Origin of the sequence: Butyrivibrio sp. WCD3002 (assembly GCF_000424265.1) — a bacterium.
In the GTDB taxonomy this organism is placed as follows: domain Bacteria; phylum Bacillota; class Clostridia; order Lachnospirales; family Lachnospiraceae; genus Butyrivibrio.
This window is the reverse complement of sequence record NZ_AUJO01000002.1, coordinates 369,798-383,194: the sequence shown is the minus strand read 5'-3', so window position 1 is coordinate 383,194 and position 13,397 is coordinate 369,798. Positions and strand designations below refer to the sequence as shown.

At 42.0% G+C, this 13,397-nt stretch carries 12 protein-coding genes; 11 read left to right on the top strand and 1 reads right to left on the bottom strand.

What is annotated here, in order from left to right:
- The first annotated feature begins 12 nt into the window (after nt 1–12).
- The 11 genes from G608_RS0105015 to G608_RS23855 all read left to right on the top strand — a co-directional run bounded on the left by G608_RS0105015 (nt 13) and on the right by G608_RS23855 (nt 12,743).
- On the top strand, nt 13–960 hold the full coding sequence (locus tag G608_RS0105015; RefSeq protein WP_026495119.1) for an ABC transporter permease: 948 nt from the start codon (nt 13–15) through the stop codon (nt 958–960).
- Nucleotides 961–971: 11 nt separating this feature from the next.
- Nucleotides 972–2,468 (top strand): sugar ABC transporter ATP-binding protein, encoded by a 1,497-nt coding sequence (locus tag G608_RS0105010; protein WP_026495118.1) that lies wholly within the window; start codon nt 972–974, stop codon nt 2,466–2,468.
- A 12-nt stretch (nt 2,469–2,480) separates the two neighbouring features.
- Nucleotides 2,481–3,434: an ABC transporter permease gene (locus G608_RS0105005; RefSeq protein WP_026495117.1), complete on the top strand. Its 954-nt coding sequence runs from the start codon at nt 2,481–2,483 to the stop codon at nt 3,432–3,434.
- A gap of 198 nt (nt 3,435–3,632) precedes the next feature.
- Nucleotides 3,633–4,991 carry an MATE family efflux transporter gene (locus tag G608_RS0105000; protein WP_026495116.1) on the top strand — a complete coding sequence of 453 codons (1,359 nt, stop codon included), beginning with the start codon at nt 3,633–3,635 and terminating at the stop codon, nt 4,989–4,991.
- A gap of 17 nt (nt 4,992–5,008) precedes the next feature.
- Complete coding sequence (locus tag G608_RS0104995; protein WP_026495115.1) at nt 5,009–6,457, top strand: MBOAT family O-acyltransferase; 1,449 nt, start codon at nt 5,009–5,011, stop codon at nt 6,455–6,457.
- Between the two features lie 66 nt (nt 6,458–6,523).
- On the top strand, nt 6,524–7,603 hold the full coding sequence (locus G608_RS0104990) for a hypothetical protein (RefSeq protein WP_026495114.1): 1,080 nt from the start codon (nt 6,524–6,526) through the stop codon (nt 7,601–7,603).
- Between the two features lie 5 nt (nt 7,604–7,608).
- The gene (locus G608_RS22225) at nt 7,609–8,781 is read left to right on the top strand and encodes an anti-sigma factor antagonist (RefSeq protein WP_196810134.1); all 1,173 of its coding nucleotides are present in this window, start codon (nt 7,609–7,611) and stop codon (nt 8,779–8,781) included.
- Between the two features lie 19 nt (nt 8,782–8,800).
- Nucleotides 8,801–9,676 carry a cation transporter gene (locus G608_RS0104980; RefSeq protein ID WP_026495113.1) on the top strand — a complete coding sequence of 292 codons (876 nt, stop codon included), beginning with the start codon at nt 8,801–8,803 and terminating at the stop codon, nt 9,674–9,676.
- 108 nt (nt 9,677–9,784) lie between these two features.
- A complete protein-coding gene (locus tag G608_RS24260; protein ID WP_330366885.1) occupies nt 9,785–10,516 on the top strand; it encodes an anti-sigma factor antagonist in 732 nt (243 codons plus the stop codon).
- Nucleotides 10,517–10,645: 129 nt separating this feature from the next.
- Complete coding sequence (locus G608_RS0104970) at nt 10,646–11,479, top strand: hypothetical protein (RefSeq protein WP_026495111.1); 834 nt, start codon at nt 10,646–10,648, stop codon at nt 11,477–11,479.
- Nucleotides 11,457–12,743, top strand: coding sequence for a 3D domain-containing protein (locus G608_RS23855; RefSeq protein WP_242829338.1), 1,287 nt, complete (start codon nt 11,457–11,459; stop codon nt 12,741–12,743). Before G608_RS0104970 ends, G608_RS23855 begins: the two co-directional genes overlap by 23 nt.
- Here the strand turns inward: G608_RS23855 and G608_RS0104960 are convergent, their stop codons facing one another.
- Entirely contained in the window at nt 12,744–13,346 is a 603-nt protein-coding gene (locus G608_RS0104960; RefSeq protein ID WP_026495110.1) for a hypothetical protein, read from the bottom strand.
- Between the last annotated feature and the right edge of the window lie 51 nt (nt 13,347–13,397).

Sequence of the window (13,397 nt, the reverse complement as noted above, 5' to 3'; positions counted from 1 at the left end):
AGGGAGGACTATATGAGTAAGTTTCAGGAATTTAAACAGAGCCATTGGTACGGTCTTGTGCTCCTGGCGCTGTTAACTTTTTTGTTCTGGGCTGTTTTCAAAGTTTTAGCACCCCAGACCTTCGGAGATTTTGATAAACTTCAGACTTATCTAAAGACGGCTCTTTATTATGCTGTAGGAGGCTGCGGCCTTTATTTTATCTGCGTAATGGGCCCTTTTGATATGAGTGTAGGCGCAAACATCGTGCTTTCATCGGTGCTTGCAGTAAATATGAGCGAACGTTTCGGATATGCGGGACTCCTTATCGCGCCAATGATCAGTGGCGTTTTGGTGGGACTCCTCAACGGACTTGTATATATTAAACTCAGGATTTCATCACTTATCGTAACCGCAGGACTTTCCCTTGTTTATGAGGCTTTATCCATTTTTGCCACCAATGGAAAAGAGGCTATTCTTGCGACACAGTACAGGGCATTTGGAGATTATCCGGGGAATCTGATCCTTGCCCTTGCTGCATTTTTCCTCTGCGGTTTTATCCTGAAGTACACAAAGATCGGAACATACACCTATGCCATTGGATCCAACGAAGTGGTTGCCAAAAACATGGGTGTAAATGTAGATAAGTACAAGGTTGTTGCATTCGTGCTCTGCGGATTTTTCGTAGGCGTCGAGGCTATCCTCACAATTTCCTATGGAACCTCCATGACAAGTGCATCAAACCTGCAATCAATGAGCCGAAACTTCCCGCCTCTTATGGGGACGTTTTTTGGCCTTGCCTTTAAAAAGTATGGACATCCCGTAATCGCAATAGTAGTCGGTGAGTTTATAATCCAGCTCCTTTTCCAGGGCTTTGTTGCTCTCGGCGCACCCACCACAGTTCAGAATATCGTAACCGGCGTAGTCCTGCTTGCAATCGTAACAATGACCATCAAGCCTGTTAAGGGCGTAGTTGTGAAGTAAGGAGGGCAGACATGAGCGAAGTATTACTTCATGCCGAGCAGATAGATAAGAATTTCGGCGTCACACATGCAATAGACCATGTCACTCTCGACTTTTACAAAGGAGAAGTGCATGCGCTTATAGGCGAGAACGGATCCGGTAAGTCCACCTTCACATCCTGCCTGACCGGCATATATCACAAGGATACAGGTACCTTTACTCTTGGAGGAAAAGAAGTTAATGCAAAAAACCAGGTGGATGGAAATTATCAGGGCGTTGCCATTATAGTTCAGGAAATAGGTACGCTTTCGGGACTGACCGTTGCAGAGAATATTTTCCTTGGAAAAGAAAATGAGTTTACAAATTTCCATGTGAAAAATACCAAGGCCATGAACAGAAAAGCACAGGAGCTTCTTGATGCCTATGGTTTTAACTACATCAAGGCAACGGACATCATAGATAAATACAACTTTGAGGACAGAAAACTCATCGAGATCGTTAAAGCTACGCATTTTAAACCTCAGGTTCTGGTGGTTGATGAGACCACAACAGCTCTTGGAGAAAAGGGCAGAAAAGAACTCTTTAAGGTTATGAAGCAGACAAAAGATGATGGAAGATGTGTTATTTTCATATCCCATGATCTGGACGAAGTTTTGGAGCAGTCTGATAATATAAGCGTTCTACGAGATGGCGTTCTGATTGATACGGTAAAAAGCGATTCAGTTAATACCGATGATCTGAAAAAACTCATGGTAGGTCGTGAGATGAGTAACAACTACTATCGCACAGACTATGACGAGACCGTATCCGACGAGGTTGTTTTAAAAGGTGAGCATCTGACAGTTAAAGGAGAAATCGAGGACTTTGGAATCGAACTTCACAAGGGCGAGATCATTGGTATCGGCGGCCTTTCCGAGTGCGGAATGCATGAAGTGGGAAAAGCTCTCTTTGGAGCGTCCTATGACAGAGAAGGCAGCGTAACTCTTGCTGACGGCACTCAGATAAGTGACATCACAACAGCCATAAAACACAGCATAGCTTACGCATCCAAGGACAGGGACAATGAATCACTTGTAATCAACGATACCATTCAGGATAATATCTGCCTGCCGTCTCTTGAAGACATCAAGCGTAACCACATCCTTCATGGAAAAGATGAGAAGGAGTTTGCGGAAAAATATGCAAAGCAGATGAGTACCAAGATGGAAGGCGTGCATCAGTTTATGTCAGCTCTTTCAGGTGGTAATAAGCAGAAGGTGGTTCTTGCCAGATGGATCGGTAAAAACTCCGACATCATCGTTCTTGATTCGCCTACCCGTGGTATCGATGTCAAAGTTAAGGCTGATATCTATCAGATGATGGACAATATGAGAAAAAGCGGCAAATCCATAATCATGATCTCCGAGGAGATTTCAGAGCTTCTTGGTATGGCAGACAGGATCATTATTATGAAGGATGGCCGTAAAAACGGTGAATTCAAAAGATCGCCCGATCTTAAGGACACCGATCTCATTGCAAAGATGGTATAACGGGGAGGTTTTATGGAAAATGCAAAAAAACTGAACGTCCCATTTATGGAGCGTCCGATTATCAGAAATGTAATGCCCTTTGCAGGGTTCATATTCATAGTTGTCCTGTTTGCCATTTTGACAGGAGGACAGCTGTATACCGCAGGTAACCTTAAGCTGCTGTTGTCACAATCCTACGTGCTGCTTATCGCCTGCGTAGGTGTATTCATGGTAATGACCATGGGAGGACTTGATTTCTCTCAGGGGTCCATGCTTGGAATATGCTCTGTGGTTGTGTGCTTTTTATCCAACTACAACATAGTGCTGGCAGTTCTTTGCGGCGTCATAACAGGCGGAGTGATCGGTCTTGTAAATGGCTTCTTTAATGTAAAGCGCAAGATCACATCCTTTATCGTTACTATCTGCAACATGTATCTGCTTCGCGGAATGGTTGCCTACGCCACCACAAAAAGTCCTGTTTACGGCGTATCCAACATTACATCCTTTAACACAATGAGCTTTAACCTGGCATTCACGCTGTTAATTCTGGCAGTGGCCTTTACTGTATTCCAGTACACAGGTCTTGGAAACAGACTTAAGGCCATAGGTGCAGGAGAGACTGCAGCAAGGTTTGCGGGAGTAAGAGTTGAGAGAACCAAGATGCTGGTATACATGGCAGCAGGCATGATAACAGGCCTTGCAGCCTTCATCAACAGTATCAAGGTTGGCTCTGTTACCTCCACAGCAGGTAATCAGCTTGAGACACAGATAATGATCGCACTGGTTCTTGGAGGAATGCCTGTAAACGGCGGTGCCAAGGTAAAATTCTACAACATCATCCTCGGTGCCCTCACTTACAAGATTCTCACAGCAGGTCTTGTAATGCTTGGAATAGAGCCCAAAACCCAGCAACTTATCATGGGTATTGTATTCCTCATCATGGTCGGCGTATTTGCAGACAGAGAGACAGGTATGATAGTTAAGTAAAAAATATAAGCCATGAACTGGTCAAAGGGGCTGCCGGAGCGCAGCTCCTTTTTCGTCGCCCTGTTTTAATGCTGTTTTAATGATTTCAGATGTGATGGTTTACATGATACAATGTTTAATATAAAATCTTTTATTGTCGCATTATGTTTTGCGAGACCATTTGATTTAGTTATTAAAATACGGAAAGACGAGGTAATAATGTCAGCTACTGAAAACAAGATGGGTGTTTTGCCCGTTAAGAAACTTATAATCACTATGTCACTGCCTATGATGGCATCCATGCTGGTGCAGGCTCTCTACAATGTTGTGGACAGTATCTTTGTTGCTAGAATTGATGAGGCAGCGCTTACTGCAGTAACACTGGCTTTCCCGCTCCAGAACTTCATGATAGCTCTCGGTTCAGGTACAGGCGTAGGTATGAACGCTCTGCTTTCAAGATCTCTTGGAGAAAAGAAATTCGACAGATCCGATGCGGCTGCAAATACTACGATACTTCTTACACTTATGAATTATCTCGTGTTCTTTATTATAGGTGTATTTTTCGTTGAGCCCTTTATTCGTACTCAGACAAATGATCCGCTTATCATCGAATATGCAGTTCAGTATCTTAGAATAATCTGCCTCTGCTCTGCGGGAATATTCTTCCAGATGACCTTTGAGAGAATGCTTCAGTCAACGGGACGCACGGTTTTCAGTATGGCATCTCAGATGACAGGCGCAGTTATCAATATTATCTTTGATCCTATTATGATCTTTGGACTTTGCGGATTCCCCAGAATGGGAGTTACAGGTGCAGCGGTTGCTACGGTTTTGGGTCAGATAGTTGGATCATCTGTGGGACTTTTCTGCAACCTCAAAAAGAACCCTGATATAAATATAAGACCAAAGCTCATATTCTCGCCAAAAGCTGACATTGTAAAGGAGATATATTATGTTGGTGTACCTTCAATCCTTATGATGTCCATCGGTTCTATCATGACCTATGCCATGAATCTGATACTTATCGGTTTCTCCACCACAGCAGCTGCCGTATTTGGTGTGTACTTCAAGCTTCAGAGCTTCTTCTTTATGCCGATTTTCGGTCTGAACAACGGACTTATTCCTGTTCTTGCTTATAACTTTGGAGCAGGATATAAAAAGAGAATCGAAGATGCTCTCAGATTCACCATTACACTTGCGGTTGGAATAATGGTAGCAGGTACATTGAGTTTCCAGATTTTACCTAAAGTTCTGCTTGCGCTATTCAACGCTTCAGCAGAAATGGATGTAATCGGTGTTCCGGCCCTTAGAATAATAAGCTTAAGCTTCCCTATTGCCGGAATCTGTATCGCACTAGGCTCAGTCTTTCAGGCATTTTCAGAGAGTATTTATTCACTGATCGTATCTGTTGGACGTCAGCTGGTGGTGCTTATTCCTGTGGCATGGCTTCTTTCACTTACAGGCAATGTCAACGCCGTATGGTGGGCTTTCCCTATCGCAGAGATTGCATCTCTTGGACTTTCTACTGTATTCTTTAAGAAGGTATACAGTAAGAAGGTTGCACCGCTTAACGATTAAACATTACCGGAGGAAAAATGCACTTTCAGTTTTCAACACTGGCTTTTATCTTCATATTATTTGTGATTTTTAATATCTGTCCGAAAAAGCTTCGCAGCTATGTATTGCTTGCGGCAAGTATTCTGTTCATTTACTGGCAGGGACACGGCTTTGGCCTGCTTGTACTTCTTGCTATGACGGCATTTACCTGGCTTACGGGGCTGCTTATTTCGGATGCGGAAAAAAATAAAGCACTTAAGATCATCGGAGGTATGGGCGTAGCTGCTCTTGCCCTTATTCTTTTTGGCTGGAAGTATTTCCCCTTTTTGGGAGAGTTTCTGGGATCCGAAAAGCTCTCAGGCATCTTTAAATTTGCAGCGCCTATAGGCCTCTCTTTTTATACCTTTCAGGCAATCAGCTATCTTGCTGATATCACCATGGGCAAAAGAAAAGCTCAGAAAAATCCCTTTAAATTTGCTCTTTATATGACCTGGTTTCCCAAGTGGATAAGCGGCCCTATTGAAAGAGAGCAGCCCTTTAGCGAGCAGATAGATAACTGCGAGAAGGCAAAGTTTTTTGATAAGGAAAGAGCACTTAAATCCCTTACATATCTTACCTGGGGATTATTTATGAAAATGGTTCTTGCCGACAGAATCGGCGGCGTGGTTGATATCGTATTCGAAGATCCGACGCAGTATGGTTCTGTGACTCTGATCCTGACTTCAATTCTCTATACCATGCAGATTTACTGCGACTTTGCAGGATACACCAACATAATGATGGGTATCTCAGTAATGTTTGGTATAGATATCACACAGAATTTCAAGACCCCTTACCTTACAGAGAATATCGTAGAGTTCTGGAGAAGCTGGCATATTTCTCTCAGCAATTTCCTTAAGGACTATGTGTATATTACTCTTGGCGGAAACAGAAAAGGTGCTGTTCGTAAGATATTCAATGTCATGATGGTATTCTTCGTAAGCGGTATCTGGCATGGTGTGGGAGTGACCTTTATAATCTGGGGACTTCTTCACGGCGTGTTCAATGTTCTTGCAGGCTACCTTAGAAAATCATCTGCCGCATTCCTTGTAAAAGGTATGAGCGGAAGAATTGTGAATTTCCTTCTGGTGTCCTTTGCATGGATTTTCTTCCGTGCAAGCAGCATGGAGAATGCAACGGCATTTATAAAAGGTATGATTCCCTTTGCCAATCCTGCAGCGCTGACTGAAGGACTGAAATTTGAAGAAGAGCTTCTTCTTGGAATGGGAAGCTTTGAGTGGTGGCTTCTTGCTATCTGCATGATGGCACTTATTGTTATGGATGTGATCGCATACAGGAAAGACACCATTCCGCCTGAAGTGATACGTCTTGACTTTGGCCTTATAAAAAGAGCAGTGTTCTTTACTGTATTTATCATCGTGATACTTATTTTTGGAAAATATGGATCCGGCGAAGAGATAAGAAGCTTCGTATATATGCAGTTCTGATCCGGACGTGCAGCTGACCGGCTGCAATAATGAAAAAAACAATCAAAAACGGCAAAAAGGATAAAAATGAGATCATTTATTGCTACAATTATTAGTATAATAGTTATAATAACTGCCCTATCTGTGTCCGATACTATATTAAAGGAGCGTTCGGAGGCAGGTATCATTCAGGGAAGCGCATTGTATCATCAGCCCGAGGATACAATTGATGTTGCCATGATAGGTTCAAGCCATGTTCACTGCGGAATCAATACAGCATGTCTGTTCAATGATTACGGCATAACGGCCTATGACTATTCATCAGCTGAACAGCCCCTGTGGTGCTCATATTATTACATAAAGGAGTTTTGCAAAAATCAAAACCCCAAGGTAATAGTTCTTGATTTTTTCACTCCTGCAATTTATCAGGATGATTATGAAGATAAGTATTACTTCATGGATGACACCCTTTATGGCATGAAGTTTTCCATGAACAAGCTCAGGATGATGAATGTGGCGCTTGATGGTAATCTTGAACTTATTGATAAATATTTCCCTGCGTATTTCGGATATCATGACAGATACTCGCAGCTAAAAGCAGAGGATGTAAAGGAAGCCTTTGAGTTCGATTATGAGGCCTTCAAGGGATACAGCCCAAGATTCCACAATCAGTCCTTCCAAAGTCCTGTTTTGCGACTTGATGAAGTGAAGGCACCATCTGATAAATCCGTGGAATACCTGAATAAGATAATCGAATACACCGGGGGAAAGGGCATACAGCTCTATATAACAAGTATTCCCTATGCCATAAATGACGGCAATGAAGTTATGGAGAACGAAGAGGATCTCAGATATAACTGGCTTGAAAAATACGTTCTTGAACTTCAGGCAAAGGGCGTAAGTCACGTTTATTACGATTACACATTCAAGCATCCGGAGGATTTCGGAATTGACTATGAAGGTGGCTCGGATTTTTCTGATGGAAGCTCTCATTTGAATTATTATGGAAGTACAAAATATACCAAGTTTCTTGGACAGGATTTAAGAAGACTCTATGGTGAAGAATTACTCCCTGATCATAGAGGCGATGAGCGATACGCAAGTTATGACAGACATGTTCTTTCTGTTAAAAAGCAGGTAGAAGATGAAGGCTGGGAATGGAGGTAAAGCTTATGGCTACTGACAGACTGGTTTTAAAACTCGAAGGCAGGATAGATTCAGGTAATGCTCTCGAGTGGGAGGAGAAGCTTATCCCACTCCTTAAAAACAGTGGAGGCAGGAAGACTGTTTTTGATGCATCAGATTTGGAGTACATATCCAGTGCGGGACTTCGCGTCCTTATGAAAATCCGCAAGTTAATTGATGATGAGCTGACTATCATTGAGGTTTCACCTGATGTCTACAGCATTTTTGAGACTACAGGTTTTACTGAGATTTTAGATATTAAGAAAAAATACAGAGTAATTTCATTAGACGGCTGTGAGCAGATCGGCAAGGGCTTCTATGGCACCGTCTATCGTATTGATCAGGATACAATTGTCAAAATGTATGATTCTCCTGATGCTATTCCCATGATTGAAAATGAAAAGAAGATGGCAAAGATGGCTTTCGTAAAGGGTATTCCCACAGCCATTTCCTTTGACATAGTTAAGTCGGAAGACGGACGCTACGGTTCAGTCTTTGAACTTTTAAAATCAAAAAGCTTCAACGACATTATCATTGAAGAACCACAGAGGCTTGATGAGATAGAAAAAAAGCTGGCAGAGCTGGCAAAGGTAGTACATGGGACCCTGATGGAGCCCGGGATCTTGCCGCTTGCCAAAAACACATTCCTTCGCTATATGGACCAGATAGAAGAGCATCTTGATAAGGAAACTGCCAATAAGTGCCGCGCCATGATAGAAGAGATGCCTGATGATATGCACGTTATTCATGGTGATTATCACATGAAAAATGTGATGATCTCAGATGATGAACCAATGCTTATCGATATGGATACCCTCTCAACAGGGCAGGCGATATTTGACCTTCAGGGACTTTTCGTATGTTATTGTGCCTATGCGGAAGATGAGCCCGGCAATTCAGAGGAATTCCTTGGCATAACACAGGATACGGCAGATCATATCTGGGAGCACACCATAAGATATTATTTTGAAGGCGTAAGTGATGATAAGCTTTCCGTGATCTTTGATAAGATAAAGCTTCTTGGATATATTCGATTTCTTGGACAGATTGTAGCCGGCATTTCTAATAAAAAGGAGCTTACAGCCATCAGAATAGAACATACCGCAGCACATATTAAGGAGCTGGCTGCTAAATATGATGACTTTGATCTTGCACTGTGAATTCACCTGGGAGGGGAAGATGAGTAAAGACGTATTTTTAAGGCAGCATAAGTTGGCATTACTTCTTGTTCTGTGGCGCATCCCCGGAGTTATTACATCATTTCTCGCAGCTATAGCCAGTAATTCCATGATTGTCTGGATGGAGTTTATTGAAAATGTAAGCATTGTAGCTCCGGGAATTCTTCTGCTGATCATTTCTGCGAAGCTGATGAAAAATCTAAAATTCATGTTCAATTACGGAATAGGGAAAATCGAGGCGATAACTGCCCAGACATGTGAAATCTTTGATCTTGCAGGTCTTGGATGTGTGCTTTTATTTGCTGTTCGCAAACTGATCTATCCAGGAGGGGAGAGGAATCTTGAGCTGGCTCTTATTATCAGTGCCGTCGGACTTCTCATAGACCTTTTTATTTTGTATAGAGAAAAGCTGTTAACGGAAAAGGACCACAGCCGTATAGTTCATACTGCTTTCCTTAGTGCCAAAAAAGAATTCGTATTTGACTTTATCACAATCTTTACGCTCATTATCGGAATAATTTTCCATAATACCAAGTGGATAGTTTATTTTTCACCCATTGTATGTATCATACTGATAGTTCCTTTTTCTATTGAAATCGGGCATCACCTGAGCAGCGCTGTGCAAGAACTTATAGACCTTACTCTGGATGAAGAAAGCCAGCTTTTAATAATAAAAGTTCTCAATGAGTTCTATGATTCCTATGAGCTTTTGGGAGATATAAAGAGCAGGGTCAACGGCAGTTATAAAAATATCGATATTTCATTACAGTTTCATCCCGATATGACCTATAAAGAAATAAGAGATATTTCAACCAAAATCAAAAAGCGGATAGATGAAGAGATAGGAAAATGCAATGTAAATATTAACATTATCTAAATTCCGTTTTAAAACGAACTAATGTGATGTAAAATTATATATAGGCTTTAGTTTTTCTGAGGAAAAACAGAATTCTATGATTGTTTTTCATTGAGAGGAGAGGACAAAATGACAATAAATAAGGACGTAAATGGAAAGGCATTAACTATCTCACTTGAAGGAAGACTTGATACTACTACAGCACCCGGCCTCGAAGAAGAGATCAATGGTTCTCTTGAGAATATCGAGGAGCTCACATTTGATTTTGCAAAGCTTGAATACATTTCTTCCGCAGGACTTCGCGTTCTTCTGTCTGCTCAGAAAAAGATGAACAAACAGGGTAAGATGGTTGTAAAGAATGTAAGTGAAGAAGTCAGCGAGATTTTCGAAGTAACCGGTTTTCAGATATCCTTACTATCGAATGATTATAATGGAAGATATGGAAAAGGGCATATGAAAAAATTAGAGATAGAAGCAGATGTTAATCAGCTTAATGATGTTATGGCTTTTATAGAGGAAACCCTCGATGAAGCAGGAGCAGCCCCTAAGACTGCTATGCAGGTAAATCTTGCAGTAGAGGAGATATTTGTTAATATCGCCCACTATGCTTATGCTCCGGGGAAGGGCAATGCTGCTATTCTGGTGAATGTAGATAAGGAAGCCGGTGAATTATCTGTTCAATTCAGAGACACCGGTGTGCCTTATAATCCTCTCGAGAAGGAAGACCCCGATCTTACGATTCCTGTTGCGGAGAGACAGATCGGAGGTCTTGGTATTTTTATGACCAAGAAGGTCATGGACGATGTAATTTACGAGCATAAGGATGGGCAAAATATCCTAACTTTGAAGAAGAAATTATAATTATCTGTCCAAAATGTGGAAAATTCGATTTATGCGAGTATAATCAAATATTATTTGTTATAATCTGTATGAAAAAATATAAAACCACAATATATAGAGATACTTGATTATGGTTTTGAGGGGGACTGTATGAAAAGCGTACATAATTTTCAGTCTAAGAACGGGTTTACCAGAAAGGTTCTGGCGACTACTGCAGCGGTGGGGCTTCTTGCGGCTACCATTACTGTGTCTATAATTGATCCCACTATAGGAAAACATACGGGAATAACAGCAGATGCTACGAATGCTGCCATTGTAAGAGGCGGTGAGTGGGTGCCTGTTGAGAATCAGGCAAATGCGTGGTATTACGTGACACCTGATGGAGTTCATCATTCCGACTGCTTTGCTTTCGACGGATATTATGTTGAAGCCAGCGGTGTTCGAATGCTGTCCAAAAAGATGTTGGATGTGGATATTCCCATGCGAAACAGCTGGCTTACAGCCAACGAAGCCGGCACCTTTGACTGCTTTGTTGCAAACGCATCACAGATGCAGCAAAAACTTCAGGCGGTTATGGGTAAATACAGGAGACTGACTGTTTACAGCAATACCATAAGGTTGACTTCACTGGTAGAGAACGATAATGCATCCTATGTTGTAGACAGGCTCGCACTTTATAAGAATTCAGACATCAACGGATATTCGATCATGGTGGCAACATCACTTGGCGGCGACAGAAAGATTATGAGCGGCGTCATAGGAGATGTGGATCTGATTGCATACTATGATTATGAAGTCCTGAGATTCTTTACCAATTCTATAAGCAGAAACGGAGACCTTCTTGCTTCTGCAATTTATTCACATTGGCAGGATACAAATGAACAGGGACTTAAGTTTGGAGAATGGGTTGTCATAGGTGACACTATGGTAAGGTACATGCCAAGTAACGGACAGGGATTATATGAGATTAAGGCGGTATTTTAAGGGAACTGAATGCTTATCTCTTATGGTTGTCTGTATGGCGGCAACACCGGGAGTAACAGGCAGCCTTTATACCCCTATGCCCTCAGACGAGATTATCTTTGATGCGGCAGATCCATCGGCCAGGCAGATGCCGGATGAAAATGCAGGTTTTGATCAGGATAACGAGGCGGATTATCAGTCATTACCGGATACTTCAAACTTTTCTGAAAATACCGACGACAGGCTTAGAGCTTTTAGTGATCTTTTGACAGATGAAGGTGCTGAGAGTTCACCCAAGGAACAAAGCACTGGACGGGACGGTATTATTACTGCGCCTAAAAAGACGGGTACACAGAAAGTTACAGGAAATACCGGTGTGGCAAGTAATTCCGGAAGTGCTGCCACGCAGCCTGTATCCGGCGAAGAGGATGAGAGACTAAAAGCATTCAGCGATTTTTTGAGTGAAGAGAATATTGATACTGCTATGCCGGCAGACAGTATAGGCGAAGCAGCTGCACCCGTTGAAACAAGTGAAGCAGTTGTGGATGTTAGAATGGCTGCCTTTGCAAAGGAAGTAGCCGGATTAAATTCAGAATATGACGGCCTGATAAAGGATGATGTGATTATCAAAACAGATCCTGCAGGAAGTACATATACAGCCGCAAATGAGCCCCAGGTTATGGGAGTGAAAATTGCGGCCAAAAGTGTGTCGGTAGATACCCCCAGGGGATTTACAGATATACCGGGACATGGAATCGCCAACAGCAGGTGGTTCAGATCTGTAACAGATGACTCCACGAGAATCGGTGACAATATGCTTCTTGGAAGCCGCGTGTTTGCAAACAGTGCAGATCAGAATACCGGTTATAGCGGAGTGTATGGGAAGTTTGCAGCTCCTACTGATACTCAGCAGGCAGATAACAGAATTACCATTCCTGTTACAGATGGCGAGTTCCCTACAACAGAATGGCAAAGATACGGCAATGAATTAGAGGATCTGGGTACATTTACACTGACAGCTTATGATGCATGCGTCCTTTGCTGCGGCAAAACAGATGGAATTACAGCCACCAATACCAAGTGCTTCTCGGGAAGGACTATAGCTGTTGATCCTGATGTTATACCGTATGGCTCCAAGGTTCTTATCGGAGGATATGTTTTTGTAGCCGAGGATACCGGAGGCAAAATAAATGGCAAGCACATAGATATGTATATGGATACCCATGAGATTGCCAAATTATTCGGTAAAAGAACCGGTAATGTTCAGTTGATTGTTAATCGCTGATCAGTCACTGCTTCCGGCAGTGGGAGGAGTGAGAATCGGATCTTCCTTACGCTTAACAAGAAGATCTTTATCGAGAGTATATTCCTTCTCAAGATAGTCCATAAACAGGTTGGAGGATCTTGTAAGATCATCTGCCATACTTGCAAACTTGGAGATTTCATTTACGAAATTGGTCATTGCACTTTTTCCGTTATTTCCGAGATAAAGCTCTACATCGGTTTTATTTTTTGTAAAGCGGCCAAGCTTAAAGGACAACAGAGAAGCAAGACGACTTATTCTCGACATATTGAAATAGGTTCTGTTTAGCTGAACGCTATAGTCGAAGTCATCTTCCATGGAAGCAAGAGTCATTTCCTTAATAATGGCATCAAGCTCAACCAGGATATGCTGAAGATCATCGGGAAGATGATCATAAATATCTTTACCGCGCTTTTTGGCAACAAGAAGACGATGGCCGGTATCCATGACTTTAAAGTAGGGATCGTCAGGAGTGACGGACTGCTTTGGCCTTGTGATCTTTGGTTTATAGTTAATGAAATCACTGGCAAGTTCAGCGAAATTGGTTGTACGAACCTTTTTTTTTGCGTTTTCGTCTTTTGACATAATGACCTCCGATAAGTGACTCATTATTTCTCTTATATAAATATATATGAA

Coding starts and splice junctions, on each gene's coding strand:
- G608_RS24260 (WP_330366885.1), top strand. CDS start 9,785: ATGACAATAAATAAGGACGTAAATGGAAAGGCATTAACTATCTCACTT.
- G608_RS0105005 (WP_026495117.1), top strand. CDS start 2,481: ATGGAAAATGCAAAAAAACTGAACGTCCCATTTATGGAGCGTCCGATT.
- G608_RS0105000 (WP_026495116.1), top strand. CDS start 3,633: ATGTCAGCTACTGAAAACAAGATGGGTGTTTTGCCCGTTAAGAAACTT.
- G608_RS0105015 (WP_026495119.1), top strand. CDS start 13: ATGAGTAAGTTTCAGGAATTTAAACAGAGCCATTGGTACGGTCTTGTG.
- G608_RS0104990 (WP_026495114.1), top strand. CDS start 6,524: ATGAGATCATTTATTGCTACAATTATTAGTATAATAGTTATAATAACT.
- G608_RS0104995 (WP_026495115.1), top strand. CDS start 5,009: ATGCACTTTCAGTTTTCAACACTGGCTTTTATCTTCATATTATTTGTG.
- G608_RS0105010 (WP_026495118.1), top strand. CDS start 972: ATGAGCGAAGTATTACTTCATGCCGAGCAGATAGATAAGAATTTCGGC.
- G608_RS0104960 (WP_026495110.1), bottom strand. CDS start 13,346: ATGTCAAAAGACGAAAACGCAAAAAAAAAGGTTCGTACAACCAATTTC.
- G608_RS22225 (WP_196810134.1), top strand. CDS start 7,609: ATGGCTACTGACAGACTGGTTTTAAAACTCGAAGGCAGGATAGATTCA.
- G608_RS23855 (WP_242829338.1), top strand. CDS start 11,457: ATGAGATTAAGGCGGTATTTTAAGGGAACTGAATGCTTATCTCTTATG.
- G608_RS0104980 (WP_026495113.1), top strand. CDS start 8,801: ATGAGTAAAGACGTATTTTTAAGGCAGCATAAGTTGGCATTACTTCTT.
- G608_RS0104970 (WP_026495111.1), top strand. CDS start 10,646: ATGAAAAGCGTACATAATTTTCAGTCTAAGAACGGGTTTACCAGAAAG.